The sequence below is a fragment of the Coleofasciculus chthonoplastes PCC 7420 genome, assembly GCF_000155555.1.
Taxonomy (GTDB): domain Bacteria; phylum Cyanobacteriota; class Cyanobacteriia; order Cyanobacteriales; family Coleofasciculaceae; genus Coleofasciculus; species Coleofasciculus chthonoplastes_A.
Window position 1 is genome coordinate 211,543 of record NZ_DS989844.1, and the last position, 13,069, is coordinate 224,611.

At 45.4% G+C, this 13,069-nt stretch carries 12 protein-coding genes; 5 read left to right on the plus strand and 7 right to left on the minus strand.

Annotated elements, in window-relative coordinates; all coding sequences use genetic code 11:
• Positions 1–21: 21 nt before the first annotated feature.
• Positions 22–180 carry a hypothetical protein gene (locus tag MC7420_RS39280; protein WP_157453068.1) on the minus strand — a complete coding sequence of 53 codons (159 nt, stop codon included), beginning with the start codon at positions 178–180 and terminating at the stop codon, positions 22–24.
• 43 nt (positions 181–223) lie between these two features.
• Between MC7420_RS39280 and MC7420_RS06570 the strand changes: the two genes are divergently transcribed.
• Complete coding sequence (locus tag MC7420_RS06570) at positions 224–1,609, plus strand: carotenoid oxygenase family protein (protein ID WP_044205648.1); 1,386 nt, start codon at positions 224–226, stop codon at positions 1,607–1,609.
• A gap of 445 nt (positions 1,610–2,054) precedes the next feature.
• Positions 2,055–2,396, plus strand: coding sequence for a hypothetical protein (locus tag MC7420_RS06575; RefSeq protein ID WP_006099502.1), 342 nt, complete (start codon positions 2,055–2,057; stop codon positions 2,394–2,396).
• 319 nt (positions 2,397–2,715) lie between these two features.
• Here MC7420_RS06575 and MC7420_RS43255 read toward each other — a convergent pair whose 3' ends face one another.
• The 3 genes from MC7420_RS43255 to MC7420_RS06585 form a co-directional block, all read right to left on the minus strand.
• Positions 2,716–2,838 (minus strand): hypothetical protein, encoded by a 123-nt coding sequence (locus MC7420_RS43255; RefSeq protein ID WP_006099160.1) that lies wholly within the window; start codon positions 2,836–2,838, stop codon positions 2,716–2,718.
• Positions 2,831–4,078 (minus strand): HhoA/HhoB/HtrA family serine endopeptidase, encoded by a 1,248-nt coding sequence (locus tag MC7420_RS06580; protein ID WP_006099183.1) that lies wholly within the window; start codon positions 4,076–4,078, stop codon positions 2,831–2,833. The genes MC7420_RS43255 and MC7420_RS06580 overlap by 8 nt, the downstream gene beginning before the upstream one ends.
• 217 nt (positions 4,079–4,295) lie before the next feature.
• Positions 4,296–5,180, minus strand: a complete 885-nt coding sequence (locus tag MC7420_RS06585; protein ID WP_006099455.1) for a Uma2 family endonuclease — start codon at positions 5,178–5,180, stop codon at positions 4,296–4,298.
• Positions 5,181–5,454: 274 nt separating this feature from the next.
• On the opposite strand from MC7420_RS06585, the gene MC7420_RS06590 reads away from it, so the two are divergent.
• From MC7420_RS06590 to MC7420_RS43260, 3 genes are all read left to right on the plus strand, one after another.
• The gene (locus MC7420_RS06590; protein WP_006099391.1) at positions 5,455–5,808 is read left to right on the plus strand and encodes a ZIP family metal transporter; all 354 of its coding nucleotides are present in this window, start codon (positions 5,455–5,457) and stop codon (positions 5,806–5,808) included.
• 385 nt (positions 5,809–6,193) lie between these two features.
• Positions 6,194–7,327 carry a hypothetical protein gene (locus tag MC7420_RS06595; RefSeq protein ID WP_006099424.1) on the plus strand — a complete coding sequence of 378 codons (1,134 nt, stop codon included), beginning with the start codon at positions 6,194–6,196 and terminating at the stop codon, positions 7,325–7,327.
• A 26-nt stretch (positions 7,328–7,353) separates the two neighbouring features.
• Complete coding sequence (locus tag MC7420_RS43260) at positions 7,354–7,485, plus strand: hypothetical protein (protein WP_269546252.1); 132 nt, start codon at positions 7,354–7,356, stop codon at positions 7,483–7,485.
• On the opposite strand, the gene MC7420_RS39285 is transcribed toward MC7420_RS43260, so the two are convergent.
• The 3 genes from MC7420_RS39285 to MC7420_RS06605 all read right to left on the minus strand — a co-directional run bounded on the left by MC7420_RS39285 (position 7,486) and on the right by MC7420_RS06605 (position 13,055).
• On the minus strand, positions 7,486–7,656 hold the full coding sequence (locus MC7420_RS39285; protein WP_157453069.1) for a hypothetical protein: 171 nt from the start codon (positions 7,654–7,656) through the stop codon (positions 7,486–7,488).
• A 257-nt stretch (positions 7,657–7,913) separates the two neighbouring features.
• A complete protein-coding gene (locus MC7420_RS06600; RefSeq protein WP_006099574.1) occupies positions 7,914–10,688 on the minus strand; it encodes a cation-translocating P-type ATPase in 2,775 nt (924 codons plus the stop codon).
• A gap of 90 nt (positions 10,689–10,778) precedes the next feature.
• The gene (locus MC7420_RS06605; protein WP_006099159.1) at positions 10,779–13,055 is read right to left on the minus strand and encodes a ribonuclease R family protein; all 2,277 of its coding nucleotides are present in this window, start codon (positions 13,053–13,055) and stop codon (positions 10,779–10,781) included.
• Between the last annotated feature and the right edge of the window lie 14 nt (positions 13,056–13,069).

Sequence of the window (13,069 nt, forward strand, 5' to 3'; positions counted from 1 at the left end):
AAACCCATAACTTTAACCCAATTAAGTACGTGCATAGCGTCCAATCAGTTCTGAAGAAGCCAGAATATGACCACGCCACGTCGGGAGCAGACGGCGAAAATAGGCGAACGGCTGTGTCGGTGTGGAGGAGTTAGAGACGTTTGCCATATCAGTCATCGTGATTTTCTGGGAGCAAGACACAATAGAAGATGATGGAAAAAATCTTCCCATGGTAGGTAACAATATGAGTACAACAACCGTCAATCCGTTTTTAGCAGGAAACTTTGCCCCAGTACAGAATGAAATCACAGCGGATGAACTAACCGTGATTGGTGAACTTCCTCAGGACTTATCAGGGATGTTTGTCCGCAATGGTCCAAATCCTCAGTTTCCCTCTAGTGCGAACTATCACTGGTTTGGCGGCGATGGGATGTTACATGGGGTGCAGATTAGTAATGGTAAAGCCTCTTACCGCGATCGCTATGTCCGGACTCCCAGGTTTGAAAAAGAGCGAGAAACAGGTCAGGCTCTTGAGGGGTTAACCGCATCAGTTCAGAATCAGGAGTCCTCACCCTCGTTGACAAATAGAGCCAATACCTCGGTTATCTGGCATTCGGATCATTTTCTGGCGCTGTACGAAGGGGGAGAACCCTATGGGATTAAGCTTCCGGAATTAGAGACGATTGGGGCTTATACCTTCGAGGATAAGTTAGCCTCTGCCTTCACAGCACATCCCAAGATTGATCCAGTCACAGGCGAAATGATGTTTTTTGGCTACTCTCCCCAGCCACCCTTCTTAACCTATAGCATTGTTTCGCGATCGGGTGAATTGGTGCGTACTGTGCCAATTGACTTGCCTGAACCTGTAATGATGCATGATTTTGCCATTACCCAAGATTACACCCTGTTTATGGATCTGCCGATGGTGTTTAATCCCCAGGGAGAGGCTATGCTTCAGTTTAAATCTGAACGTCCCAGTCGGTTCGGTATTGTTCCCCGTCACGGTGATAATAGCAGTATCCGTTGGTTTGAGAGTCCGTCCTGCTATGCCTTTCATATTCTGAATGCTTATCAGGAAGGGGATGAGGTGGTACTGATTGCTTGTCGGATGAGTTCATGCACTGTGTTAACCGCTTTGGAGGAAACAGGGGGTGATCCGGATTCAAATAAGCCTCGGTTGTATCAGTGGCGGTTTAACCTTCGCACAGGTAATGTGCAGGAAAAGCCATTGGATGAGCGCATCTCGGATTTCCCCCGCATCAATGAACAGCTAATGGGGCGCAAAATGCGCTACGGTTACACGGCGAAGATGGCAGATAATCCGATGCCGTTGTTTGAGGGTGTGATTAAATATGATTTTGACAATGGCACATCCCAAGTTCACCACTATGGGGCGGGACGTTATGGCGGTGAGGCGGTATTTGCGCCGCGTCCGAATGGAACGGCTGAAGATGATGGCTGGCTAATCACGTTTGTCCATGATCATAATTCAGACACCTCTGAACTGGTGGTGTTGAATGCCCAAGACTTGACGGCTGAACCTGTGGCGCGGGTTTTGATGCCTCAACGTGTTCCTTATGGGTTTCATGGGACTTGGGTGAGTCAAGAACAGTTAATTCATTCCATTTAAGCTTAGGTAAGGGCGGGTTTTGTTGAAATGTTATCGGTAAGCCCATCTTTATTAAGGGCTAAATCCGCCCCTACAGGGTGAATGTCTTGAGAGTTATGTGCTTTCAACAATTCAGCGCCTAGATACAGCAGTTTCCGCTCTTATGGGATACGTTTGATCCCCCTAAATTCCCCATGAAACAAAAAGCGAAGCATCCGCTGGCTTCCCCCTTTTTAAGGGGGACGGGAGGGGGATCTGAAGGGGGACTTTAATGGTAGCAGGGTGTGTTAATACAGCCGTTACCGCTGCAAGGCAAGTGATAAGCTGTCCATATTGCTAAAGTGTAGAGATGTACTAGGGCGCACTGGATTATAGCCGGACAGATACTATAACTCTAGGATGAGGTAGAACAGAAGTACAAGCTTTATACTATGCTCAATAGTTTTACTAAGCTAAAGAGATAGGTATGGATTTGCAAAACCTTCAAGAAAAAGGAAAAAATGTAGTGAATCAAGTCACTCATACGCTGGAAGAAAAAGGACAACAGGTTAAAGAACAGGTAGTTAATGCTACTCAAAATAAAGCATCAGAGCTGTCTGAGGAGGCGATAACGACGGCTGTTGATCGCGCTGTCAATGTGATGCAAATTGCTAGCAAACGAGTTATTGAAAAAGAGATTCCCACGGAAAATGTATCCTTAGAAGTTAGTGTGAATGTGGCAGGGTTAGGTGAACTGAAAATGAAAGCAGATGTGCCTAAAGCGGGAGAATTCCAAAAGCTTGATGTGGATGTTGCGGAAACAGAATAAGCACGGGTTAAACCAGCAGAGGCTTCGCTTTTTGTGATGCGGGGGGAGATATAGCAGTAGACACATCGATTAGGACTTTCGGCACCATTGTAGAGACGCGCCATGGCGCGTCTCTACATAAATGATGTGTCCTAACCGCTATGGCGGTTGCTATATTAAAGCAGATTTGGTGGTTGATGAAGTACAGTCTATTCCAGCAAGATACCCGACTTCTTCAAGAAGTCGGGTATCTGTGTACCTCACTTACTACCAAAAGCGCTGTAAGCTCCCCTTTTTTAGCTATGCATTAGTCACACAAAGCCGATAGTCGGAAATGGTGCTAAATTGTTAGTTCAATGATCACACCCCAAACCAGGTACGCCATAGCAATGGTTAACAAGCCGAGAATCGTATATTTAAGTTTATTGGACTTGCTCAAAGTCGTCAGACTAAACTTATTCATCGCCAGTTGGTAGGGGTTGAGGTATTACTGTTAATTCTAGGGTTTTACCATTTCGTTGCACTTCTAAGGGCAAGGGATTATCGACGCCATTTGCCTCAACTAACTGCTGAACGATTTCTGCCTCAGTTACAGATTGATTGTCAATTTCTTGGATAACATCACCCGCTTTTAATCCCGCCTCATCAGCCGGAGAATTCGGCATAACTCGGACAATCAGGATTCCTTCGCCTGCCTGAATTTGCATCGTATTGTTGGGATTATTATTGATTTTTTGTTTGATTTCTGGTGTCAGTGCTACCATTTGAATGCCGAGGTAAGGATGCTCAACTTTTCCTTTAGTAATTAGTTGTTGGGCAATTTGTTTGGCGATGTCAATGGGGATGGCAAAACCGAGTCCTTGCGCTCCCTGGATAATGGCAGTATTAACGCCAATTACTTCACCTCGCGCATTTAGTAAAGGTCCGCCAGAGTTACCGGGGTTTATTGCGGCGTCGGTTTGAATGAAGCCAATTCGTTTATCGGGAACACCAACTTCGCTACTGGAACGATCAATTCCACTGATTACGCCGACGGTTACTGTTTCTTGTAACCCTAAAGGATTTCCGATCGCGATCGCCCATTGTCCGGTTTGTAACCCTTGGGAATTGCCCAGTTCCACGGTTGGCAAGTCGTCGGCGGATACTTTGACTACGGCAATATCAGTCACGGGATCTTCGCCTAACACTTCACCTTCAAATGTGCGACCATCGGGAAAGGATACCCTCACCGTGTCGGCTTTATTAACAACATGAGCATTGGTAATAATTTCTCCATTATCACTAATCACAAAACCCGAACCAATACCGCGCACGGTGCGTTCTTGAGGCTGGGGAACTGCGCCACCAAAAAAACGCCGGAAGAAGGGGTCATTAAAGGCATCGGGAATCTGGGTTTCTACAGTTTTTTCTGTATTAATTCGCACCACGGCGGGTTCAACTTTGTTCACCACATCAACGACAAAGTTGGTATCTTCAGGGGTTGGCTCTAGGGCGCGATCGCGGATATCATTGGCATCTTCAACAACTTGAGCTGTAGTTTGTTGCTCAGAAGAGACTGTGGATGGGTTAGAGCAGCCTGTTACACCCAAAATGGTAATCCCTGTGCCAATCAGGGATAGCACTCTGTAAAGAGCGGCTGTTTGCTTTTCCGGTTGCTTTTGGCTCAAACGATTGGGATGGCGATCGCAGGATTTTGATTTCATGCTGCTTTATTCTCCTTATGGTGCTACCAAAAACGTAACGGTTGTAGGAATTAACGTATCTAAACCCGCCCCCTCTCCACCCCAATCGTGCCAAACAATTATGCCTAATCAGGACATTTTACCAACATCATAAATCTGTTATCTGGGATAGCAAGCACCATTGTAGAGACGCGCCATGGCGCGTCTCTACATAAATGATGTGTCCTGTACCTCATCACTACTGATCTGGATCGATACCGTTGGAAAGTAACAATTCTTTAAGACGCTGCGATCGCTGTTGTTCGGTTTCAGCACGCTGTCGTTCGGTTTCAGCGCGTTGTCGTTCGGTTTCAGCACGTTGTCGTTCAGATTCAGCACGTTGTCGCTCAGATTCAGCACGTTGTCGCTCAGTTTCAAGTTCTCCTTGAGCAACAGCCTCCCGTTCAGTTGGGGTTAAAATCCAATTACCTTCAGCATCATACCAACGTAGCCATAGACGATTAATTCCTTCGTATTCTCCTGACCACAACCCCAAACCTAATTCTAATGGGGGAATCCAAATCCTCGGTTCCGTTAACTCCAACTCTTGGTAAAAACCCCCTGTAAGGGCAAAACCTCTTAAGCGATCGCGATAGCGGTCAAATACAATATAATAAGGAACGCCGATAATCTGCTCATATACTTCCCATTTCGTCGGCGGTTCGCTACTCAGGCGTGTGGTTCTACCCAAGTCTTCTTTTTCTGTTCCCGGTGACAAGAATTCCACTATCACCGTTGGACGTACCAATTCTTGCCACATCACATAACTTAATCGTAAATCCTGATTATCATAAAGTTTTGGCACTCCGACCACCCCAAACCAATCGGGTCGTTTATACCAAGAATAGTGACGCACATCGTAGTAGAGGTTCATATCTCCAGCACTAAATACCTCATCGGGTGGATAGTTACTAGGACAAAAGGTGAGACTGAGTAAAGGGGGTTGGCGGTAGTGGAATTCGTCAGGCAAACCAGGTTCCTCCGGATTTTCGCTAGGTAAATCATACATCGTGGGCAGGGTTTCTCTGGGAGAACGTGGTGGTTCACTTTGCTCGACTGGGTATTTGAATGGTTTGATTGGCATGACGTATTGCCTCAAGACTTTACAATCTATGATAATTCGGTCAGTCTAGTACAAGCAGACAGAATGCTCTAGAGTTTCTGTTAGCGTAACATTTATTCTTTCCTTTGAATAAGAGCTAGTTCTGTTGAGTAGTTATCAGTAGCAAACTTACCTGAATGGCTAAACCCGACCCGAAAATTCACGGATTACCTGGCATAGGTAACCAATGTAGCGGATGTTCATCAAATTATACATAACAATGGATAAATGATTAATGACTAATGACTAATGACTGATGGATATCCAACTCATACTAATTACCCTATTTGCTGCTACTCTCACCATGCTGGCGACAGGTTTGGGTGCTGTACCCTTTTTCTTTTTTCCCAATCTATCCTCACATTGGTCTGAACGAGGTTATGCTTTTGCCAGTGGGGTGATGCTTTCTGCATCGGTTTTTGACCTGATTTTTCCGGCGATTCAACGCGGCGGTTATACACAAGGGGTCATCGGTTTAGTTATTGGTACTATCTTTTTTATTATCAGCGAATCCTGGCTAGGCGATCGCGAACCTAAAATTGGGGATATCCGGGGAGCTTCCGCACGGCGAGTGATTTTAATTCTGGGAACGTTGTTTATTCATAGTTAAGAGTTACCTGTTAAGAGTTCCCTAATCTCAACCGTTAACTTTAATGAAAGTCCACCCAGTCTGCGATCACACTTCAACGACTACACGAGCATGAAGTCGCCCTCGTAGGAGTTTATGCAGGCGGTAGCGGAAGCATGGCTGAAAAAGGGGATTCGGTTATTTCACAGTTAAGGGCGTAGAAACCCAACCTAAATCTCAGTACCATACTGTTAATCTAGAATTAGGAACTAGCAGGATTTTTGCTGCTTTTTAGTTCTGAAAACTTCTCTGAAGGGAGGAACCTTATCACTAAGGCTCGTAACATCTCACAAATGGCAACACCGATTGTTTATGTAGCCATTAAGTACAGAAAAACTTGAAGAATATATTGATATAGTAAACTGATATGATGTCTGTTCCTGAACTCATTCGTTGGTCTTTTAGTAAGAAACCTAAAAATCTCCTTGCAATTACTGAGCATTTTGGAGAGACTCTGCAAGATTTATTTAAATTCCTAGAAATCTTAGAACTAATCGAATCATCACGAAACTGTAATTTTTTAAACTTACAATATAAGCTTGTGGAAGAGTCATCAAGTTGGAGTAATTTTCTCTCTTTTGGTTCCGAGCTGTTCTTTGCTAACGAGTTTTCTAGACATAATTTTTCTGTAGAGCTTATACTTAAGTCTAAAGATTGTTGGAATAAAGAAGGACGACAAATACCAGATTTCTCAGTGCTGAAGGATAAGCATAAATTTTTCATTGAGGTTGCTCGTATTAGTGGTGATGAAACTACATCTGAAGTAGCTGCCCGTATACGTCCTCTAATTAGACACAGCTCGTTTTGTGTAGGAATTAAGTATTCAGAAGACTTTTCTTTTCCTGTTATTAAAAGCAATGAGCGTACAGACAGGCAAAACCTTATTGATAAGTTTGTTAATGAATTTGAGAAGATTCTTAAAACACTTGATTCAACAACATCCCTTCCCAAAAGCGAAGATATTTTAGGATGTAGAGTCACGTTCACAAAACCACTAGATGGTAAACGTGGTTATTACAGAGGTTGTGTAACGGATGCAATCAACCTCCCAGAGGAAAAGCTTTATCAACATATTGCATCTGTAATTGAACTTAAAGCTAAAAAAAGAACAACCTGGGATGAACCTAAGAAAGAGATACCTTATCTAATTGCACTAGATATCCAACAAGATTACATTTTCCAAGACAGACTAATTTCTCTACTATTTGGTAAACGATGCCATTTTATTGACTCACAACCCCAATACTCTGAACCATCAATCGTTAGTGATGCCAAAGCTCGTGGTTGGCAGGAATTTTTAGAAAAGGTTGGTTTTAGTCAGCAAATACAAAGTCCAGTTACTGATCATGGTCTTCTAATTAGGAATGAAATTATCTGTAAAAACGTAACAGGTATTATTGCAAGAATAGGAGGCGAACTTCACTATCTACCAAATCCTTTTGCTGAAGAGCCAATTAATTCTCTAGATATACACGCTCTCGTACCTGGGAAGAAAGCTTAACAGGTTTTCAGATAAATAAGCTCACAGTGAGCGAACAGCCGGCAAATCTTCGAGATAACGCTCAGAAGGACGTAAGTCCCAGCAAATTTGCGTGGCTTCCTGAATGGTATTGGTGGCGATTAGCGATCGCGGCTCCTTGGGAATTAATTTCTGACTGATTAATTAAATAAAACCTGCTTATCGATAATTAAATCTGTAGGGGCGGGTTTTACCAAAAACGTAACGGTTGTAGGAATTAACGTATCTAAACCCGTTTCCTCTCCACCCCAATCGTGCCAAACAATCATGCCTACTCCGGGCATCCTACCAACATCATAAACCAACATCATAAATCTGTTCTCGTCTGGGATGCGATCGGGGCGGGTTTAGCGAATTAAATAGTGAGTTGCATCAGTTAGCGGTCAAACCCGCCCCTACAGAAGGCGCAAACACGTTTCCTCGACAGGGTAAGGGACTTGCGGCTTAATAATATACCAATCAAGCTTGACTAAATTGATTAATACAGCTTTCCTAACTGGTACTTTATTTTTACGCAACTCCCTAATCTCGTGGGCAAATTGGTTTGATTTTTCAGGGAACAGGGAATTCATGATTTAGCTTTTTTATATCGACGCAACCCTTTATCCAATTCCATTGCCCAAATCACAATCGTACTCATGGCGAGACTGATGCCTAAATCATACAATGACAACCCTGTCGTATTAAAAATATCCTGTAAGAAGGGGACATATACCACCGCCAGTTGTAATAAAAAGGTTAAAACAACCGCACCTAATAAGGGCTTATTTGAAAGCAAATTTAAACGGAATATAGATTCTCGCTCCGATCTCATGCTTTGCGCTAAACCGATGCGGGAGAATGCCAATATACTAAATACCATCGTCTGCCAAGCCGCTTGACCCGTAAACCAATAGTGATAATCAACGACTAATAAAACAAGTCCTAGCAGTAACCCAATCCAAACAATATCCCGACCCACTCCCCGACTAAAGACACTCTCTTGGGGATTATGAGGTGGACGGGACATGATATTCGGCTCCGCAGGTTCTACGCCTAATGCCAAGGCTAACAATCCATCAGCTAATAAATTAATCCAGAGAATTTGTAAGGGAAGCAGCGGTAAAGGCATCCCTAAGAATGGCGCTAAGATAATCACCCATAGTTCACCACAGTTCCCGGTTAATGTATACTTAATAAACTTACGGACGTTATCGTAAATGACTCGTCCTTCTTGAGTCGCTGCTACAATCGTGGCAAAGTTATCATCCAACAGCACCATATCTGCCGCTTCTTTCGCCACATCTGTACCCGTCAACCCCATGGCTACACCAATCTCAGCTTTTTTTAAGGCGGGTGCATCGTTGACACCATCCCCTGTCATGGCCACAACATGTCCCCGGTTTTGCAGCGCTTGGACAATTTCTAGTTTGTTCTGGGGCGAAACTCTGGCATAAACAGACACCTGATCAACTTTTTCGGTTAACTCTGAGGCGGATAGTTTTGCCATATCCTGACCCGTTAACAGTAAACCATTGTTAGAAATACCCACGTCTGAGGCAATATGGCGAGCAGTTAAGGGGTGATCGCCAGTAATCATGATGGGGCGAATTCCCGCTTTTTGACAGGTTAGAACCGCCTGTTTGACTTCCGGGCGCGGCGGATCAATCATGCCAATCATGCCGATGAAAATCAGGTCTTTTTCGAGAATATCCTCGTCTCGTTCTAGGGGAAGTGTGGCGAGGAGGTGAGAGTCTACAGGACGAACGGCGATACCGATGACACGGATTCCATTTTCAGCGAGTTGGTTGTTGGCATGAGAAAGTTTTTCATACCAACTATCGTTTAAGGGGGTAATCTGATCATTGAGCCAAATCTGGCTAGAAATCTCTAAGAGACTATCAACGGCACCTTTGGTAAAAGCAATATAGGGCGTATGATTAAACAGTAATTCCCAAGGCTTGAGCCAACTTAGCTCATCGGGAAGTTTGTCCGTGGTGGTAGGGAGTTCGTGAACCGTAGTCATCCGCTTTCGTTCCGCGTCAAAGGGAACCTCGGTGATTCGCTCAAAGACATGTTCTATATCCGTTTTCCATAAACCAAAACGGGTGGCGGCGACAATCAGAGCGGTTTCTGTGGGATCTCCGAGAACCTGAATGGGGTTGGATTGCTCCAGATGAAACTCTGCGATCGCATCATTACACAAAGTAGCAGCCGTGAGTAGTAAGGCGGTTGTAGGTTCCTTTTTTAACCGTTGCGACTGTTCATCCTTTTCCGAGGGCATCATGAACATCTCAGGTTCTGGCATGGTTAACTCAATTTGATGCCCAATCATGTCTAGACGAGTAACCGTCATCCGATTTTGCGTGAGAGTACCCGTTTTGTCTGAACAAATCGTGGTGACTGAACCCAAGGTTTCTACAGCGGGTAATTTACGAATCAGGGCTTTCTGTTTCAGCATCCGTTGAGCGCCCAAGGCTAAGGCGATGGTGACAACAGCGGGTAATCCTTCGGGAATCGCGGCTACTGCTAAACTGACTGCCATCAGGAACATTAAGCGAACTGATTCCCCTTGGAGTAGCCCCAACCCAAAGATAACCAGGACTAGAATTAAAATCGCGATCGCTAATACCCATCCCAGTTGATCTAACCGTTGCTGGAGGGGGGTTGCTTCCCGTTCTATCCCCTGAATCGCTTTGGCAATCTGACCCAGTTCCGTCTTCATGCCTGTTTCGGTGACGACGGCTAATGCCCGCCCATAACTAATCACTGTACCCATGTACGCCATATTCTGCCGTTCTGCCAAAGGCAGATTCGCCGTGGCAATCCGTTGGGCAAATTTATCAATGGGTTCAGATTCCCCGGTGAGGGAGGCTTCTGAGGTGCGGAGGTTGCTACTTTCGAGCAGCCGACAGTCAGCCGGGACTAAGTTTCCAGATTCTAGGATAACGATGTCCCCTGGTACCAGTTCACGAGCGGACAGTTGTTCTAGGATGCCATCCCGACGCACTTTCACCGTCGGCACCGCCAGCTTTTTCAGCGCCGCGATCGCCCGTTCTGCTTGGTATTCTTGGCGAAAACCGAGGATAGCATTAAATACCACAATTGCGAAAATCGCGATCGCGTCCTTATATTCACCTAACACCGCCGAAACCACCGCCGCCACAATCAACACCACCACCACGGTGGCGGTAAACTGCTCCCAGAGAATTTTCCAGGGACTTTCCAGGGGGCGATCAGTTAACTCATTGAGTCCGTAGATGTCCTGACGTTGACGAGCCTCGTTCTCACTTAACCCGATGGCGGCATCGGTATTAAGCTGTTTGAGAACATCGACAAGATTAAGAGTATACCAGGTAGTCATTGGTCATTCGTCCTTTGTCCGTTTTCCTTTGTCATTAGTCCTTTGTCTTTTGTTCGGTTCAAAAATACCCAATGACCAATGACTAAAGATTTAATCCTCTAAATCTTCATTGCTTGCCACACTACCACCACTAACGGTTACCAAGTCAATTTGTTGACGGTAGTAATCCACACTCTTGACTTGAACTTCGACATGATCGCCCAATCGATACGCCGTGCGGTTTTTGCGACCGACTAAACAAGCATGACGAGAACGATATTCATACCAGTCATCTTTCAGGGAACTGACATGAACCAATCCTTCCACCAACAAATCTTCAATTTCGACAAAGAAGCCATAGGATTGCACACCTGTAATCAATCCACTGAAGACATGACCCGTGCGTTCTTTCATTTGCTCGGCTTTTTTCAAACCCTCTAAATCAATCTCCGCATCTTCGGTGAGTTTTTCCCGGTCATTGAGATGGGGAATCAAGGTGCTTAATTGACTTTCTAACTCCTGTTGAGTGTCAGGGGGTAAAACATTCCAGTTAATATTGCCATGGGCGCTACTGTGGTGGAGATTGACCCGATCTTTCGACCGAGTGGTACGGCGATCGCGTCCTTCGCTAAAGGTGTATTCTAAGACCCGTTGGACAAATAAATCTCCATAGCGCCATACGGGGGAGATAGCGTGGCAATAGCTGGTATCCAAGGCTAAACCAAAGTGCAATCCAGGCTTAGAACCATAGGCGATCGGTTTTAAGGTTCCCTCAAGTAAATGATTCAGAACTTTAGCCGCCGTTGATTTCGCCAAAAGTTGGGTCAAGCGCTGATAATCTTGGGACGTGACATCCTCCTCCAAGGATTGCTCGGCATCCAGTCCCAGATTGCTGGCTAACTTGAGTAAGTCTTCCAGTCGTTCTAAATCGGGAGTGGGATGAACACAATAAATCCCTGGCAAGGATAAGGCGTGCAAATGGGACGCTACAACTTGATTTGCCAGTATCATCAATTCTGCTAAGAGCGATCGCAAGGGCATCGAACCCGAAACCATGATCGCCCCTTGGCGTCCTTCATCTTTACTGTGGGGAATGGGTCGAGCAATGGCTTCTTTGGGCAGTGTTCCATTCAATTCAAACGCGCCCCGTTGCTGTCGCACGGCTCTGAGTGCTGGAGATAAGCTGAAGAAGAGTTCTTTGAGTTTGTCTACAATCGGTGCGAGTTCGGGTTCGCTCTCTTCATGTCCGCCCAACAACGCCTGTGCCTGTTCATAACTGAGTTGGTGATCCACTTGGATGACACTCTTGTGAATTTCAAATTCAACCAGTTGTCCAGAGTCCGTTAACGTCAGCAGTACTGACAGGGTTAAACGATCTTCACCGGGTACTAGAGACACCTGAGATAAGAGTTTTTCCGGGAGCAGGGGGAGAACCGTATCTCCTAAATACACAGCCGTTCCTCGCTTTCGTGCCTCTCTATCCAGGGGTGAATCGAGGGGTATCCAATGGGCGACATCGGCGATATGGATACCTACCTGCCAATTTCCGGTCTTGGTTTTTTCCAAGGTCAAGGCATTTTCGACAATGGCGCTATCTGGGGAGCCGGACTCGTCTTCTATCGTCATCGTCAGTCGTTTCCGCAGATCCAGGCGATTTTTTAAGTCTGTTTTGCGGAGAGAATCGGGTAAGGCTTCAAGCGCTTGCAGTACGGAATCGGGGAACTGGCGGCGGAGGTCATGTTTACAACAGACAATATCTGTATCAGCGGCGTCTTCCGCATCACTTCCCAAAATGCGAGCCACTTTGCCTAGGGGTGGGTTTTGTCCCAGGGGATAGCGCAGAACTTGCACATGAACCAGATGCTCCACCGCCTCTTCTAGGGGGGCGCTATTGGGTCGTAAATTCAGTTCAAAGAGCAGGCGGTCATCAAGAGGGACAGCGTGATAACTGCCATCTTCAGCCTGTCTGACTCGTGCAAGTACCGAGGGATTCACTCGTTCGAGAATCAAGCGTACCTGTCCTTCTGGAGAACGGCGACGACTCCCTTCTTTGGTCACTTTCACCAAAACGCGATCGCCATTCCAAGCACTACTGAGATGATTCTTTTGAATGTAAATATCATCAGCGCCTTCAACATCTTGAATGGCAAAGCAAAATCCTTTACTGGAGCAGCGCAGTTTGGCTTCAACCACATCCTCTTCATAGACTCGTCGATATCGACCTCGTTCTTTTTCCAAAATGCCAACTTTCTCCAGCACATCCAGAGCAATCTGGAGTTTTTGCAGGCTTTCGGAGTCCTGACACCCCAGTTTCTTCTCTAAAACTTTGGGGGCGACTGATTTGTCATCGGTCAAATTGGAGAGTAATGTAGCGATTGAAAATTCCATCCAACAATCCTTTT

Coding starts and splice junctions, on each gene's coding strand:
- MC7420_RS39285 (WP_157453069.1), bottom strand. CDS start 7,656: ATGATGTTGGTTTATGATGTTGGTAGGATGCCCGGAGTAGGCATGATT.
- MC7420_RS06585 (WP_006099455.1), bottom strand. CDS start 5,180: ATGCCAATCAAACCATTCAAATACCCAGTCGAGCAAAGTGAACCACCA.
- MC7420_RS06600 (WP_006099574.1), bottom strand. CDS start 10,688: ATGACTACCTGGTATACTCTTAATCTTGTCGATGTTCTCAAACAGCTT.
- MC7420_RS06580 (WP_006099183.1), bottom strand. CDS start 4,078: ATGAAATCAAAATCCTGCGATCGCCATCCCAATCGTTTGAGCCAAAAG.
- MC7420_RS06595 (WP_006099424.1), top strand. CDS start 6,194: ATGATGTCTGTTCCTGAACTCATTCGTTGGTCTTTTAGTAAGAAACCT.
- MC7420_RS06605 (WP_006099159.1), bottom strand. CDS start 13,055: ATGGAATTTTCAATCGCTACATTACTCTCCAATTTGACCGATGACAAA.
- MC7420_RS06575 (WP_006099502.1), top strand. CDS start 2,055: ATGGATTTGCAAAACCTTCAAGAAAAAGGAAAAAATGTAGTGAATCAA.
- MC7420_RS43255 (WP_006099160.1), bottom strand. CDS start 2,838: ATGAATAAGTTTAGTCTGACGACTTTGAGCAAGTCCAATAAACTTAAA.
- MC7420_RS06590 (WP_006099391.1), top strand. CDS start 5,455: ATGGATATCCAACTCATACTAATTACCCTATTTGCTGCTACTCTCACC.
- MC7420_RS06570 (WP_044205648.1), top strand. CDS start 224: ATGAGTACAACAACCGTCAATCCGTTTTTAGCAGGAAACTTTGCCCCA.